Origin of the sequence: Bacillus cereus group sp. Bce019 (assembly GCF_051781745.1) — a bacterium.
Taxonomy (GTDB): Bacteria; Bacillota; Bacilli; order Bacillales; family Bacillaceae_G; genus Bacillus_A; species Bacillus_A cereus.
In genome coordinates this window covers 1-14312 of record NZ_JBPWJX010000031.1, presented here as the reverse complement: position 1 = coordinate 14312, position 14312 = coordinate 1, and the positions used below count along the sequence as shown (strand labels likewise).

Sequence of the window (14312 nt, the reverse complement as noted above, 5' to 3'; positions counted from 1 at the left end):
TGTCTGCATGAGTTTTTTTTCTTATTCTTTTATAAAAAAACAAAAAAAGTATTGCAATAAATACAGAATACATGTTATGATACATCTTGTCGTCACGAAAATATGACGTTGGTGAGTATGAGCCATTAGCTCAGTTGGTAGAGCATCTGACTTTTAATCAGAGGGTCGAAGGTTCGAGTCCTTCATGGCTCACCATTTTATTTTTCGTGGCCCGTTGGTCAAGTGGTTAAGACACCGCCCTTTCACGGCGGTAACACGGGTTCGAATCCCGTACGGGTCATGTTTTTTTTTGCTTATTTTTGGTCCCGTGGTGTAGTGGTTAACATGCCTGCCTGTCACGCAGGAGATCGCCGGTTCGACCCCGGTCGGGACCGCCACTTTTGTTTATACCACCATTAGTGGTTTTATATATAGTTTTGGCTCGGTAGCTCAGTCGGTAGAGCAGAGGACTGAAAATCCTCGTGTCGGCGGTTCGATTCCGTCCCGAGCCACTCTCAGGATATTAAGTGGGCCCACTTAATATCCTTTTTATTTATGTAATTTTACAAAACTGAGTAGTTATTTTAAAATAGAACGAGGAGCCTCTAGCAGTTGAAGCTAGAGGTTTTTCTATAGATCGTATAGGATGCCGTGTAAAAGTGGATCATACATGAGTCTATGAGAATAGAGGAGAAAATACTTAAACAAAGGATGCGGTCATATAGGACATACTATGTAAACATCAATATGTTTAGGGATTATTGACCATATTTTTATAAGGAGGAAATAGACGATGATGGGAAAGAAAATTTTAGTAGTTGATGATGAAAAGCCGATTGCAGATATTTTGAAGTTTAACCTAGAAAAAGAAGGTTTTGAAATAGTAATGGCGCATGATGGTGATGAAGCAATTGAAAAGGCTAATGAAGAGCAACCAGATATGGTTTTATTAGATATTATGCTACCAGGTAAAGATGGCTTAGAGGTTTGCCGTGAAATACGTAAAAGCTCAGAAATGCCGATTATTATGCTTACAGCAAAGGACTCTGAGATTGATAAAGTATTAGGGCTCGAGCTTGGGGCAGATGATTATGTAACGAAGCCATTTAGTACGAGGGAATTACTTGCTCGTGTGAAGGCGAATTTACGCCGCCATCAACAAGGTGGTGCTGCGGAAAAAGAAGAAAATACAGAAATGGTTATTGGACCAATTGTGATCAATCCAAATGCATATAGTGTAACGAAGCGCGAGGAAAATATCGAGCTTACACATCGTGAATTTGAGTTGCTACATTATTTAGCGAAACATTTAGGACAAGTTATGACACGCGAACATTTATTACAAACAGTTTGGGGTTATGACTATTTTGGAGATGTGCGCACAGTAGACGTTACAGTACGTCGTTTGCGTGAAAAAATTGAAGATAATCCAAGCCATCCTACTTTAATTGTAACTAGACGTGGAGTAGGGTATTACTTGCGTGATCCAGAGCAGGAATAGTATATGAAGAAAGTTGGTTTTTTTCAATCTATTCATTTAAAATTTGTGCTTATATATATGCTATTAATATTAATAGCGATGCAAGTTATTGGAGTATATTTCGTAAGGGAATTAGAGAAGAGCTTAGTACAAGGTTTTAGGGATTCTTTAACGCAGCAAACAAACTTATTATCATATAATTTGAAGCAAGAGTTTAAAAAAAGTTATACAAAAGCAGAAACAGAGTCAACAGATGAAACGATTAAAACTTCAATTCGAAAATTTGCCTCTGATCAGAAGAAAGTTATACAAGAGGTAAGTGTATTTGATTCGCACAGAAAGTTACTGGCTATTTCAGATGAATCAAAGCAGAATAAGGTGAATCGAACATCAACTGATATAGCTGTTCAGCGAGTATTAGTACAAAAAAAGCCGGAAGTGAAAATTGAGAAGGATGGTAGTACAGGTCATCGTGTTCAAGTTATGCTTACTCCGATTCTAGATGATAACGGTAAGGATGCGCTTGGTGTTATTTACATTGTGGCATCTATGGAAGATGTATATAAACAAATGAAGGATATAAATCAAATTTTTGCTACGGGAACAGTAATTGCTTTATTAGTAACGGCCGTACTTGGAATTTTATTGGCTCAAACAATTACAAGACCAATTTCAGATATGCGGAGACAAGCAATCGAAATGGCAAAAGGAAATTATTCGAGAAAAGTAAAAGTGCATAGCCATGATGAAATTGGACAACTGGCATTATCCTTCAATAATTTATCAAAAAAATTACAACAAGCTCGTTCTTCTACAGAAAGTGAAAGGCGTAAATTATCATCTGTTTTATCACATATGACAGATGGAGTAATTGCTACTGACCGAAAAGGGGATATTATTTTACTAAATGATCCTGCGGAAAAGATGTTAAATGTTTCTCGTGAAACAGCGCTCGATCAATCTGTTTTAGAGGTATTAGGGATACAGGAAGAATTTACGCTCGATCATTTATATGAAGAGCCAGATTCTGTTTTATTAGATTTTAGTACGAGAAACGAACCATATATTTTACGTGCTAGTTTCTCTGTTATTCAAAAAGAAACAGGGAAGGCAAACGGCTTAATTGCTGTACTATATGATGTAACAGAGCAGGAGCGTATAGAACGGGAACGCCGTGAGTTTGTGGCGAATGTCTCTCATGAATTAAGGACGCCATTAACGACGATGCGCAGTTATTTAGAGGCACTTACAGATGGAGCATGGCAGGATCCAAATATTGCACCACAATTTTTAACGGTTACACAAGAAGAAACAGAAAGAATGATTAGACTTGTAAATGCGTTGTTACAGCTATCTAAACTTGATAGTACAGAGCATCGTTTAATGAAAGAATGGGTCGACTTTACTGATTTCTTTAATAATATTATTGATCGCTTTGAAATGTCTAAAGAGCAAAATGTAAGTTTCAAACGATCTTTCTCTAAGAAATCTAGATTTATTGATATGGATACTGACAAAATTACTCAAGTGCTGTATAACATTATTTCTAACGCATTAAAGTATTCACCAGAAGGTGGAACAGTAACATATCGTTTACGTGATCGCGGTGATTTATTAGAAATTAGTGTAAGTGACCAAGGAATGGGTATTCCAAAAGAAAACGTTGATAAAATCTTTGAACGTTTTTATCGCGTAGATAAAGCTCGTTCAAGACAAATGGGTGGTACTGGGCTTGGATTAGCAATTGCAAAAGAAATGATTGAGGCACATGGTGGCTCTATTTGGGCGAAGAGTGAAGAAGGAAAAGGGACAACTATTTATTTCACGTTACCAATGGCAGCAGATGAAGAGGACGATTGGGAATGAGTATGGAAAACTTTAAAACAATAGTTTTAATTAACCTAGTTGTAATTAGCCTGTTTCTTACTTTTAACCTATGGACGTATGTGCCAGATTCTACATCCATGCAAAACGCGAAATTTGTGCAGGGAAATGAAGGAATGAACCAAACTAAAATTTCCGATGTTGTCCGTCCTACTTCTATCATCGTGCATAAAGATAAAAATCATTATGGGAGCAGAAGAGAGGCAGATATAGAATCAATCTATAAGCCTCTGGAAGTAGGGGAACTACATGATTTTAAAGAGATATCAATCACTAAGGGTGACTTCCTTTCATATGTGCATGGTGAAGGGAAAGTTGAACTTGTTTTCCCTACCGATATCCCATTTGATGCAGTAAAATCCATGTTTAACATGAAAGAGAAGAGTACAGATAAGCCTAAACATTTTAACCGTATTCTCCTCGATCCTTCTCGAAGTAAGGATCAAGAAATTAAAATTAACTTTGTTTCTGATGGTGATAACTTTAAAATATACGAGGCAAAATTAAGTGGCGTGTATTTAAAAGATATTGTAAATGCCCAAAATCAATTTATAGTATCAGCAAAGCCTTATTTTGATTATCAACTTAATGATATGAAAAAGTTATTTTTACCAGATGGAACGACAGAGTTAAACAATATAACATATATTTCATCTAATTTAGCAGTTGATACGTTTAAGAATGCTCTGTTTAGTGATCCTCGTTATTTAAGTCCGATTACCGAGATGTCGAAAGAAACATTTACAGATGGTATTAGATCCATGGAAATTGAAAACGATCGTCACATGCTAAAGTATAAAAACTCTTCTGTCTTAACTGAGAAAACGATAGATAATTTAATGCTTTTACAAAAAAGCTTTGAATTCGTAAGTGGTCACAGTGGAAGTTTGGATTCATATCGTTTGGACTATATGAATAAAGGAGAGACAGTATTTCGTTTAAATGAAGATGGATATTCAGTATTCAATGAAGATGGATTAGCTGAATTGAGACAAATATGGGGATCAGAAGAAGTAATGGAATATGAAAGACCGTTGCTGTCTTTAAATACTAAAGGTATAGAACAGAAGGTTACTCTTCCGTCAGGGCATGTTGTAATAGCATCTCTAGAAAATAATCCAGAGATAAAGAAACAAGTAATTAAGGATATTGGTATTGGATACAAGTTATCACTAGATGGACAAGTAGTTCGATTACAACCAATTTGGTATGTAAAGCTTGTTGAAGATGAAACAGGTAAACAGAAAATCTATGAGTGGAGTGAGGGAGGACTAAATGGATTGGGATCGGATTAAAACCATATTTATTGTGACCTTTTTTGTTTTGGACCTCTTTCTCATTTTCCAATTCATTCAAAAGCAAGATAGTAATCAATTGGAGCTTATTGCAGAAACAAAGATAGATCAAGAATTAAAAGCAAACAAAATTACGATGGGAAATATCCCTAAAGAACCGAAAAAAGAGTCATTTATTAGAGCAGAAAATAAAGCCTTTAAAGAAGAAGATATACAGTCTTTGAAAAATCAAACGGTGCATATACAAAATATGTACAAGATAGAAAGTAAGCTAAAAGAGCCTTTTTTAAATACGAAATCATTATCAAAAGATAAGTATAATGAATTTTTGAAGAACTATGTATTGGATGGACAAAAGTATGAATTTGGAGCGGTGAAAGACTCTAAAATTTATTTCTTCCAAAAATATAAAGATAAGCCTATTTTCTATAATAATCAGGCGATGATTGTTGTGGAATTAAATGAAAAAAATGAACTTGTTTCATATACGCAGACAATGCTAACTGATTTAAAAGAAATGGGCGAAGGTGAAAAAACGAAAGAGCAAGAAATTATTACGGCTCAAACAGCTTTAGAAAATTTGTATTTAAAAAATAAAATTCATGGAAATACGCATGTTAAAGAAGCGCAAATTGGTTATGCCACTCTTACCGCATCTACTTCTAATAACCAAGTACTGGCTCCAACGTGGAATTTGAAAACGGAGCAGAAGCAGGACTTCTTTGTGAATGCAATTGAAGGACAAGTTATGGAATTAGGAGAAAAGGAAAATCAAGTGGTTGATGAACATACTGGAGTGAGAAAGAATGGGGTTGCATTTTAGCGTACTTGCAAGTGGAAGTACAGGAAATATGCTATACGTAGGAACCGATGAAAAAAAATTACTAGTCGACGCAGGTTTAAGTGGTAAAGCAACAGAGGCTTTATTTAAACAAGCAGAACTGAATATAAATGATGTATCAGGTATTCTTGTAACGCATGAGCATAGTGATCATATTAAAGGTTTAGGTGTACTGGCACGTAAATATGATTTACCTGTTTATGCGAATGAGAAAACATGGAATGCAATGGAACATTTAATAGGAAATATCCCAACTGAACAAAAGTTTATTTTCTCAGTTGGTGATGTGAAAACCTTTGGTGATATTGAAGTCGAGTCATTTGGAGTTTCTCATGATGCGGCAGAACCGATGTTTTATGCTTTCCATAACAATAATAGGAAGTTAGCGCTTATTACAGATACGGGATACGTAAGTGACCGTATGAAAGGCGTTATTAAGGGAGCTAATGCTTTCGTATTTGAAAGTAATCATGATGTAGAAATGCTTCGTATGGGACGTTATCCATGGAGCATTAAACGACGTATTTTAAGTGACGTTGGGCATGTTTGTAATGAGGATGCTGCATTAGCGATGGCAGATGTAATTACAGATGAGACAAAGCATATTTATTTAGCCCATTTAAGCTTAGATAATAACATGAAAGAACTAGCGCGTATGTCAGTATCACAAGTACTAGAGGAAAGAGGATTTGGAGTGGGTGAATCCTTTGAAATTCACGATACAGATCCAAAAATGCCTACAAAAATTCAATACGTATAATTCTTCATTTTAGTAAACAATAAAGGTGAATATAGTTGTTTTCAGGAAGATAGGTGAACAAATATGTCCTTTATTGATGAAGAAAATTATCGTATGAAACGTGCAGGAAAAAAGAAGCACAAAGGTATAGTTCTTTCTAGTATAGCGGGAACAATTGTAGGAGCTTCTTTATTCGCGTTTGGAGCGCCTTTATTTTCAAATTCTGCTGATACGCTTCCGCAAGCTGAAGCAAGCGGAAGTAATATGGCCGAAGCTCAAGGGATTAAACAAATTAGCTTTGTAGATGCTGTTGATCGTGCATCTGAAGCTGTTGTGGGTGTTATTAACATTCAACGAGATAACTTTTCAGAGGCAGATTCAGAGGCCGGTACAGGATCAGGAGTAATTTATAAAAAGACAGATGGTCAAGCTTATATTGTAACGAATAATCATGTTGTAGCTGGAGCGAATCGTATTGAAGTAAGTCTAAGTGACGGTAAGAAGGTTCCTGGAAAAGTATTAGGAACCGATGTAGTCACAGACTTAGCTGTATTAGAAATAGATGCAAAGCATGTGAAAAAAATAATTGAAATTGGCGATTCTAATACTGTTCGCAGAGGAGAGCCAGTTATTGCGATTGGAAACCCGCTTGGACTGCAATTTTCTGGAACAGTTACACAAGGTATTATTTCAGCTAATGAACGTATTGTCCCTGTAGATTTAGATCAAGATGGACATTATGATTGGCAAGTAGAAGTGTTACAAACAGATGCAGCGATTAATCCGGGGAATAGTGGCGGTGCGCTTGTAAATGCAGCAGGACAATTAATTGGTATTAATTCAATGAAAATTGCTGCAAAAGAAGTAGAAGGAATCGGCCTTGCTATTCCGGTGACTAGAGCTGTTCCGATTATGAATGAACTTGAGAAGTATGGAAAAGTAAGAAGACCATATGTTGGGATTGAACTTAGGTCATTAAATGAAATTCCAAACTATTATTGGTCAAAAACATTACATTTACCAGGTACTGTAACAGAGGGAGTTTGTATTTTGGATGTGAAAAGTCCTTCGCCAGGTGCGGATGCTGGTTTAAGAGAACATGATGTTATTGTAGCGGTAGATGGAAAACCGATTCGCGATATTATTGGATTCCGTACGGCCTTATATGATAAGGAAATTAATGATAAAATGACTCTTACGTTTTATCGTGGCACAAAAAGAGTAACAACAACAGTGAAATTAGGCATTCAAAAGTATTAAAAACAGGAGGGCCTACCTCCTGTTTTCTATTGTAGAAAAGTGAGGTGAAGAAAATGAATTTACCTTGTTGTTTAGAGCATGTTGAATTAGCGTTAGATATTATTGTGGATGAGTGTGAAGTTGCGCCAGTTATCAACAATGTGGATAACTCAGAAAAAGAGAAAAAAACATGTGAATTTTGTCAAAATGAGGCGACATATGTTGTATCGAACACAGATTCTCACACAATATGTGGGTAGTATTTGTGGATATGTGGATAAGTTTTGTGGATAACATGTTTGTAAGGTGGAGGATACGTGTGAATATCTCGATTATTTCAATTGGGAAATTAAAAGAAAAATATTTGAAACAAGGTATAGCAGAATACTTAAAACGATTATCTGCATACGCAAAAGTAGAAGTAATTGAATTGCCTGATGAAAAGGCGCCAGAAAATTTAAGTGAAGCAGAAATGTTAATTGTAAAGGAAAAAGAAGGTATACGTATACTGGATAAAATTTCGGATGACACGCATGTGATTGCATTAGCTATAGAAGGAAAGCAAAAGTCATCAGAAGAATTCGCGATAAGTCTAGATCGCCTTGCTACATACGGAAAGAGTAAAATCGCATTTGTAATTGGTGGATCACTCGGACTAAGCTCAGAAGTGATGAAGCGTTCAAATGAATCACTTTCTTTTTCAAAGATGACATTACCACACCAATTAATGCGATTAGTGTTGCTTGAGCAAGTGTATAGAGCGTTTCGGATTAATCGTGGTGAGCCGTATCATAAATAAATTTATTCTTTGTATATAAAAGGATAAAAAGACCATTGGACAAAAATTACCGATGGTCTTTTTCACATTAATAGGTGTTATATAGATTTCCTAAAATAAGTATGTTTCTATTTCTAAAAAAGTGTGATGTAATATGAAGAGGAAAAAAGTACAAGTAGTCATAGAAGTGAGGAGTTAAAGGTGAAGAAGTTTAAGAAATTTTACTTGGAGATTACGAGTGTATGTAATCTTGCGTGCAGCTTTTGTCCGCCGACGGAAAGACAGAAGCAATTCATTTCTGTGGAGGATTTTGCTAAAAGATTAGACCAAATTAAACCACACACAGACTACATTTATTTGCACGTGAAGGGTGAGCCGTTGCTGCATCCAAAAATAGATCAATTGTTAGATTTAAGCCATGAAAAAGGGTTTAAAGTTAATATTACAACGAACGGAACGTTAATTAATAAGAGAAGGCATAGATTGTTAAATAAGCCTGCTTTAAGACAAATGAATTTTTCACTGCATAGTTTTGATGGACATCCAGGTTCGCAAGATAAAGAGGGCTATGTAAGGAGTATACTTTCCTTCATTAGGGAAGCGACAAGTCAATCAGATTTAATTGTATCGTTAAGGTTATGGAATTTAACTCAGGATAATAAAACAAATGCTGAAATCCAGAAGAATAGAGAGTTATTATCTATCATTGAAAATGAGTTTAATTTATCTTATCAAATTGAAGAGAAGCTTACACCAGGAAAAGGTATAAAAATTGCGGAACGTGTCTTTATTAATCAAGACTATGAATTCCAGTGGCCAGCATTGCATGAAGAAGAGGATGATGGAAAAGGATTCTGTCATGGGCTTCGAAATCAAGCTGGTATTTTAGCGAACGGAACAGTTATTCCTTGTTGTTTAGATGGTGAAGGGATTATTAACCTTGGAAATATTAATAATGATTCATTTTCTAACATTATAGAAGGTGAAAGAGCAACAAACATTGTTGATGGATTTTCCAGAAGAGTTGCGGTTGAAGAGCTATGTAGAAAATGTGGATACCGTAAAAGATTTGGAAAGTAAATATGAAATAAGCCCTCATTAAAGCGAGGGCTTATTTTTTTATTCTTGATAAGAATGCTCTAATTCATTAATTAATGAACCAACGTAAGAAACAGCTTTACGGATTGCATCTGGTTTTGACATATCTACTCCGGCATGTTTCATTAGTTCAAGTGGTTTCATTGTACCACCAGCACGAAGCACATCTAACCAGCGATCAATAGCAGGTTGTCCTTCCTCTTTAATCATTTGAGCTACTGCAGTGGATGCAGTGAGGCCTGCGGAATATGTATAAGCATATAGACCCATATAATAATGAGGCTGACGCATCCAAGTTAAGCCCGCACCTTCATCGATTTCTACAGAATCTCCCCAGAATGTCGAAAGGACATTTGTTTTAATTTCAGTTAAAGTTGTAGCTGTAAGGGCCTGTCCTTTTTCTGCTAGAGCATATACTCTACGTTGATATTCACCCTCAAGTAAATGAGTAACAAAGTTGTGATAATATGTGCCAAGTAGTTGTAGAATGACCCATCTGCGCATTCTCTTATCGTCAGTAGTCGCTAGTAAATGCTGAGCTAATAGTAATTCATTCATGGTTGATGGTGCTTCAACAAAGTACATAGATGGGCGTACGTTCATGATACGTTGGTTTTTATTTGCTAAATAGAAATGACCAGCATGTCCAAATTCATGTGCTAATGTAAAGCATCCACGCATCGTATTTTGCCATGTAATTAAAATATAGGGATGAGAGCCGTATGGACTTGAGCAAAATGCCCCTGTTGATTTGCCTACGTTATCTGCAAGATCTACCCATCTTTCTTTGAATCCTTTTTGGATTATGGAACTATATTCATCGCCTAATACTTTTAAAGAATCTTGAATGAGCGTGCCTGCTTCTTCATAAGTAATCGCCGGATTAAATTCGGGATCTAAAGGTGCATGTAAGTCACAGAAAAGCATTTGATCGAGTCCTAATACTCTCTTTTTTAAATCTGCAAAACGGCGCATATGAGGTGCTAGTTCTTTATAAATAATATCAAGTTGGTTGTTATACATTTCAAGTGGAACCTTTTGTGGTTCTAATAGCATATGAGTAACGGATTCATATTTACGTAAACGAGAAAGTGTTACTTGTTTTTTTACTTCAGTAGCATATGTTGTGGCAATTGTATTTTTATATCGTTTTAGTGTGGAAACAAATGATGAATATGCTTTTCGACGTATATATGTGCTTGGAGAAAATTCATATTTGCTTTCAAATAATGAGAATGAAACAGGAAGTTCGTTTCCTTGTTCGTCTTGTATAGAAGTGAAATCCATATCGGCCAATTTAGTCATGCCGTAAATTTTGTATGGAGAACTATGAACTTCGCCAAGTGCAGCAAGTGCTTCTTCTGTTTCAGGAGAGAGTGTGTGCTGTCTTTTTTGTAGTATTTTTAGTAAAGATTTACGGAAAGGTTCGAGTTTTGTTTCTTCAGTTAAACATCTTTCAATTGTTCCTTCGTCGAATGAGAGGATTTCATTATGAATAAAGGATAGTGCAGTATGTACTTTCGTCCATAAAGCAGAAATTTTGGAAGAGTTCGCTTGAATACTTGGATTTGTACGATCAGTAGCTTCTTTTAAATTTGCATATGAGTACAGTTTTGTTAACGTCATTAAAAGCTCTTCTTCTAAAAGTAGGCAATTTAATAAAGTTTGGGAGCTAGTATGTAAATGCCCTTTAAATGAATCAAGTTTCTGTATATCATTTTCCAATGCGTTTAATGCAGTATGCCATTCGGCATCAGAATTATACAAATCGGATAAATCCCATGTTAGTTCAGCGGGTACCTCTGCGCGATTAAGGCGATTTTCTATTACATTTTTCAAGTCGTATCTCCCCCTTATTAAGACTATCTAAACACATAATACTAGAAAATTCAGTTAAATTAAAATGTTTTACATTTTCATATACAAAAAAGAAGGACAAGCATGAAAATGCTTGTCCTTCGAGTTAATTTAAGAATTAATATACTTTGTCACCATTGAAAATCGAGTTTTTCACGACAACATAATCTACAGTACGAATAGCGTCTAATTTTGTTCCGCCAGCGTAAGAGATAGAAGATTGAAGATCTTGTTCCATTTCGATTAACGTATCTTCTAAAGAACCTTTATGCTCAACGAACATTTTCTTACCTTCAACGTTTTTCTTCTCACCCTTTTGGAATTCAGAAGCAGAACCGAAGTATTCTTTATAAAGTTTTCCATCTCTTTCAATTGTTTCCCCTGGAGACTCTTCGTGACCAGCAAATAGAGAACCGATCATGACCATAGTTGCCCCAAAGCGAATAGATTTAGCTACGTCGCCGTGTGTACGAATACCACCATCAGCGATAATTGGCTTACTTGCAGCTTTTGCACACCAGCGAAGTGCAGCTAGCTGCCAACCACCAGTTCCGAAGCCTGTTTTAATTTTAGTAATACAAACTTTACCAGGTCCAATACCAACTTTTGTTGCATCGGCACCAGCATTTTCTAATTCTCTTACCGCTTCTGGAGTTCCAACGTTTCCAGCGATAACGAAGCTCTCTGGTAAATGTTTTTTAATATGTTGAATCATGTTGATCACAGCATTAGAATGACCGTGTGCGATATCAATCGTGATATATTCAGGTGTAAGTTGCTCAGCAGCTAATTGTTGTACGAATTCATATTCGTCCTCTTTTACACCAACGCTGATAGAAGCGATTAATCCACGTGATTGCATATCTCTAATGAATGAGATTCGTTTCTCTGGTTGGAAACGATGCATGATATAAAAGTAGTTGTTCTCAGCTAAATAAGTTGCAATTCTTTCATCAATAATCGTTTGCATATTTGCAGGCACGACAGGTAATTTAAATTTATGTTTTCCTAAAGTGACAGTTGTATCACATTCAGAGCGGCTATTTACAATACATTTTGCAGGAATTAATTGAATATCTTCATAGTCGAATACGTTTTCCATCATTTACACCCCTAAAATACGAATATTTTATTTTTATTAATCAAAAATGTTCGTCCATAGGATAATTTACATTATTTTTATTAAGAAGTCAAAGGATTTCTTAACATTTTTTGAAAAAATAGATTTTATACCTGAAAAACAACGTTAAAAACGAATTTAAAACATTTTTTTGTTTTTATTGTTCGTTTATGGGAAGGGTTGAAAAATTAAGATAATTATACAAGGTTGTATGTATTCTTTTTATTTTTTTGATTGGATGTAGGATACTATAAAAAGGTTAATGCTAATAATACGAGCAAAAGATGTTATCAAGTAGTTGAACAATATATGAAATGAAAAGGTTTATTTCTATATAAAAAGATGAATCTGGCATGATTCACCTTTTATGTGAGGTTTCAAGTATAATAAGTAGGGTGATAGTAACGTATACAAAAGATAAAAAAGAAAATAATACAGAATAAAATGAGGTTAATATATGAGTAAAAAAAGTTTTTCTGATTATAAATTAAGTAAGGAAATTGTAAGGGCACTTAATGGGTTAGGGTATGATCATCCAACAGAAGTACAAGGTGAGGTTATTCCAGTTGCATTACAAAAGAAGGATCTTGTTGTGAAGTCCCAGACTGGAAGTGGAAAAACAGCTTCATTTGGTATTCCACTTTGTGAAATGGTGGAGTGGGAAGAGAATAAACCACAAGCATTAGTTTTAACACCAACGAGAGAGCTTGCGGTACAGGTAAAAGAAGATATTACAAATATAGGTCGATTCAAAAGGATTAAGGCTGCGGCAGTTTATGGGAAATCTCCATTTGCACGTCAAAAATTAGAATTAAAGCAAAAGACACATATTGTAGTTGGGACTCCTGGTCGTGTGTTGGATCATATTGAGAAGGGTACCCTTTCTTTAGAGTGTTTGAAGTATTTAGTTATTGATGAAGCAGATGAGATGCTAAATATGGGCTTTATCGATCAAGTAGAGGCAATTATTGATGAATTACCTACAAAAAGAATGACGATGTTATTTTCAGCAACACTTCCAGAAGATGTTGAGAAATTGTCTCGTACATATATGAATTCACCAACTCATATTGAAATTAAAGCGGCTGGGATTACGACGGATAAAATTGAACATACTCTTTTTGAGGTGATAGAAGACGAGAAGCTTTCACTACTTAAAGATGTAACAACGATTGAGAATCCTGATAGCTGTATTATTTTTTGCCGTACACAAGAAAATGTAGATCATGTATATAGACAATTAAAACGAGCTAACTATCCCTGTGACAAAATACATGGTGGTATGGTACAAGAAGATCGTTTTGAAGTCATGGATGATTTTAGAAAAGGAAAATTCCGCTATTTAGTAGCAACAGATGTAGCTGCGAGAGGAATTGATATTGATAATATTACACATGTTATTAATTATGATATTCCACTTGAAAAAGAAAGCTATGTACATCGTACTGGAAGAACGGGACGAGCTGGAAATAGTGGAAAAGCTATTACATTTATAACACCATATGAAAATAGATTTTTAGAAGAGATTGAGGAGTATATTGGATTTGAAATTCCAAAGGCAATTGGACCTTCAAAAGAAGAAGTTATGAAAGAGAAAGCTGCATTTGAAGAAAAGATACATGCTAAACCAATTATAAAGAAAGATAAAAATGCAGACATCAACAAAGGCATTATGAAGCTGTACTTTAATGGCGGGAAGAAAAAGAAAATTAGGGCGGTAGATTTCGTCGGTACAATTGCTAAAATTAAAGGTGTTACAGCAGAAGATATAGGTATTATTACGATACAAGATAATGTTTCTTATGTTGAAATATTAAATGGAAAAGGCCCACTCGTCTTGAAAGTCATGAAGACTACAACGATTAAAGGGAAACAACTAAAAGTTCATGAAGCAATTAAGTAAATAAAAAACTATCCACTTTAATTAATCTGTACCCTTTGTAAAGGACATTTTAAAAAAAGTTAGGCGGCATCAAGAAGATGATTTCTGTATTCGACAGGA

Annotated in this window: 12 protein-coding genes and 4 tRNA genes; 14 read left to right on the top strand and 2 right to left on the bottom strand. The window is 35.3% G+C overall.

What is annotated here, in order from left to right; all coding sequences use genetic code 11:
• Nucleotides 1–119 precede the first annotated feature (119 nt).
• The 13 genes from ACS2QP_RS25870 (at nt 120) to ACS2QP_RS25810 (ending at nt 9315) form a co-directional block, all read left to right on the top strand.
• Nucleotides 120–195, top strand: a tRNA-Lys gene (locus ACS2QP_RS25870).
• Between the two features lie 13 nt (nt 196–208).
• Nucleotides 209–280 (top strand) — tRNA-Glu (locus tag ACS2QP_RS25865).
• A gap of 21 nt (nt 281–301) precedes the next feature.
• Nucleotides 302–377, top strand: a tRNA-Asp gene (locus ACS2QP_RS25860).
• A gap of 41 nt (nt 378–418) precedes the next feature.
• Nucleotides 419–491 (top strand) — tRNA-Phe (locus tag ACS2QP_RS25855).
• 281 nt (nt 492–772) lie between these two features.
• Nucleotides 773–1480, top strand: coding sequence for a cell wall metabolism DNA-binding response regulator WalR (walR, locus tag ACS2QP_RS25850; protein WP_000971865.1), 708 nt, complete (start codon nt 773–775; stop codon nt 1478–1480).
• A 3-nt stretch (nt 1481–1483) separates the two neighbouring features.
• Nucleotides 1484–3325, top strand: a complete 1842-nt coding sequence (gene walK, locus ACS2QP_RS25845; protein ID WP_000755367.1) for a cell wall metabolism sensor histidine kinase WalK — start codon at nt 1484–1486, stop codon at nt 3323–3325.
• On the top strand, nt 3322–4638 hold the full coding sequence (locus tag ACS2QP_RS25840; RefSeq protein ID WP_000061560.1) for a YycH family regulatory protein: 1317 nt from the start codon (nt 3322–3324) through the stop codon (nt 4636–4638). The genes walK and ACS2QP_RS25840 overlap by 4 nt, the downstream gene beginning before the upstream one ends.
• Entirely contained in the window at nt 4619–5461 is an 843-nt protein-coding gene (locus ACS2QP_RS25835; protein WP_000383740.1) for a two-component system regulatory protein YycI, read from the top strand. Before ACS2QP_RS25840 ends, ACS2QP_RS25835 begins: the two co-directional genes overlap by 20 nt.
• Nucleotides 5445–6239 carry an MBL fold metallo-hydrolase gene (locus ACS2QP_RS25830; RefSeq protein ID WP_000522838.1) on the top strand — a complete coding sequence of 265 codons (795 nt, stop codon included), beginning with the start codon at nt 5445–5447 and terminating at the stop codon, nt 6237–6239. The genes ACS2QP_RS25835 and ACS2QP_RS25830 overlap by 17 nt, the downstream gene beginning before the upstream one ends.
• A gap of 63 nt (nt 6240–6302) precedes the next feature.
• Nucleotides 6303–7478: a S1C family serine protease gene (locus ACS2QP_RS25825; RefSeq protein ID WP_000008031.1), complete on the top strand. Its 1176-nt coding sequence runs from the start codon at nt 6303–6305 to the stop codon at nt 7476–7478.
• Between the two features lie 53 nt (nt 7479–7531).
• Nucleotides 7532–7717, top strand: coding sequence for a CxxH/CxxC protein (locus tag ACS2QP_RS25820; RefSeq protein ID WP_001052827.1), 186 nt, complete (start codon nt 7532–7534; stop codon nt 7715–7717).
• 59 nt (nt 7718–7776) lie between these two features.
• Nucleotides 7777–8256 carry a 23S rRNA (pseudouridine(1915)-N(3))-methyltransferase RlmH gene (rlmH, locus tag ACS2QP_RS25815; protein ID WP_438882975.1) on the top strand — a complete coding sequence of 160 codons (480 nt, stop codon included), beginning with the start codon at nt 7777–7779 and terminating at the stop codon, nt 8254–8256.
• A gap of 180 nt (nt 8257–8436) precedes the next feature.
• A complete protein-coding gene (locus tag ACS2QP_RS25810; protein WP_000713636.1) occupies nt 8437–9315 on the top strand; it encodes a radical SAM/SPASM domain-containing protein in 879 nt (292 codons plus the stop codon).
• 39 nt (nt 9316–9354) lie between these two features.
• Here the strand turns inward: ACS2QP_RS25810 and pepF are convergent, their stop codons facing one another.
• Together pepF and guaC are read right to left on the bottom strand one after the other, a co-directional pair.
• Nucleotides 9355–11172, bottom strand: coding sequence for an oligoendopeptidase F (gene pepF, locus ACS2QP_RS25805; protein WP_438882974.1), 1818 nt, complete (start codon nt 11170–11172; stop codon nt 9355–9357).
• Nucleotides 11173–11308: 136 nt separating this feature from the next.
• A complete protein-coding gene (gene guaC, locus ACS2QP_RS25800; RefSeq protein WP_000432447.1) occupies nt 11309–12292 on the bottom strand; it encodes a GMP reductase in 984 nt (327 codons plus the stop codon).
• A 475-nt stretch (nt 12293–12767) separates the two neighbouring features.
• On the opposite strand from guaC, the gene ACS2QP_RS25795 reads away from it, so the two are divergent.
• Nucleotides 12768–14213 carry a DEAD/DEAH box helicase gene (locus ACS2QP_RS25795; protein WP_438882973.1) on the top strand — a complete coding sequence of 482 codons (1446 nt, stop codon included), beginning with the start codon at nt 12768–12770 and terminating at the stop codon, nt 14211–14213.
• Nucleotides 14214–14312 lie beyond the last annotated feature (99 nt).

Bases quoted from the DNA above. Each gene is read 5' to 3' on its own strand.
- walR (WP_000971865.1), top strand. From the start codon at position 773: ATGATGGGAAAGAAAATTTTAGTAGTTGATGATGAAAAGCCGATTGCA.
- ACS2QP_RS25835 (WP_000383740.1), top strand. From the start codon at position 4,619: ATGGATTGGGATCGGATTAAAACCATATTTATTGTGACCTTTTTTGTT.
- ACS2QP_RS25830 (WP_000522838.1), top strand. From the start codon at position 5,445: ATGGGGTTGCATTTTAGCGTACTTGCAAGTGGAAGTACAGGAAATATG.
- guaC (WP_000432447.1), bottom strand. From the start codon at position 12,292: ATGGAAAACGTATTCGACTATGAAGATATTCAATTAATTCCTGCAAAA.
- ACS2QP_RS25840 (WP_000061560.1), top strand. From the start codon at position 3,322: ATGAGTATGGAAAACTTTAAAACAATAGTTTTAATTAACCTAGTTGTA.
- walK (WP_000755367.1), top strand. From the start codon at position 1,484: ATGAAGAAAGTTGGTTTTTTTCAATCTATTCATTTAAAATTTGTGCTT.
- ACS2QP_RS25825 (WP_000008031.1), top strand. From the start codon at position 6,303: ATGTCCTTTATTGATGAAGAAAATTATCGTATGAAACGTGCAGGAAAA.
- ACS2QP_RS25795 (WP_438882973.1), top strand. From the start codon at position 12,768: ATGAGTAAAAAAAGTTTTTCTGATTATAAATTAAGTAAGGAAATTGTA.
- ACS2QP_RS25820 (WP_001052827.1), top strand. From the start codon at position 7,532: ATGAATTTACCTTGTTGTTTAGAGCATGTTGAATTAGCGTTAGATATT.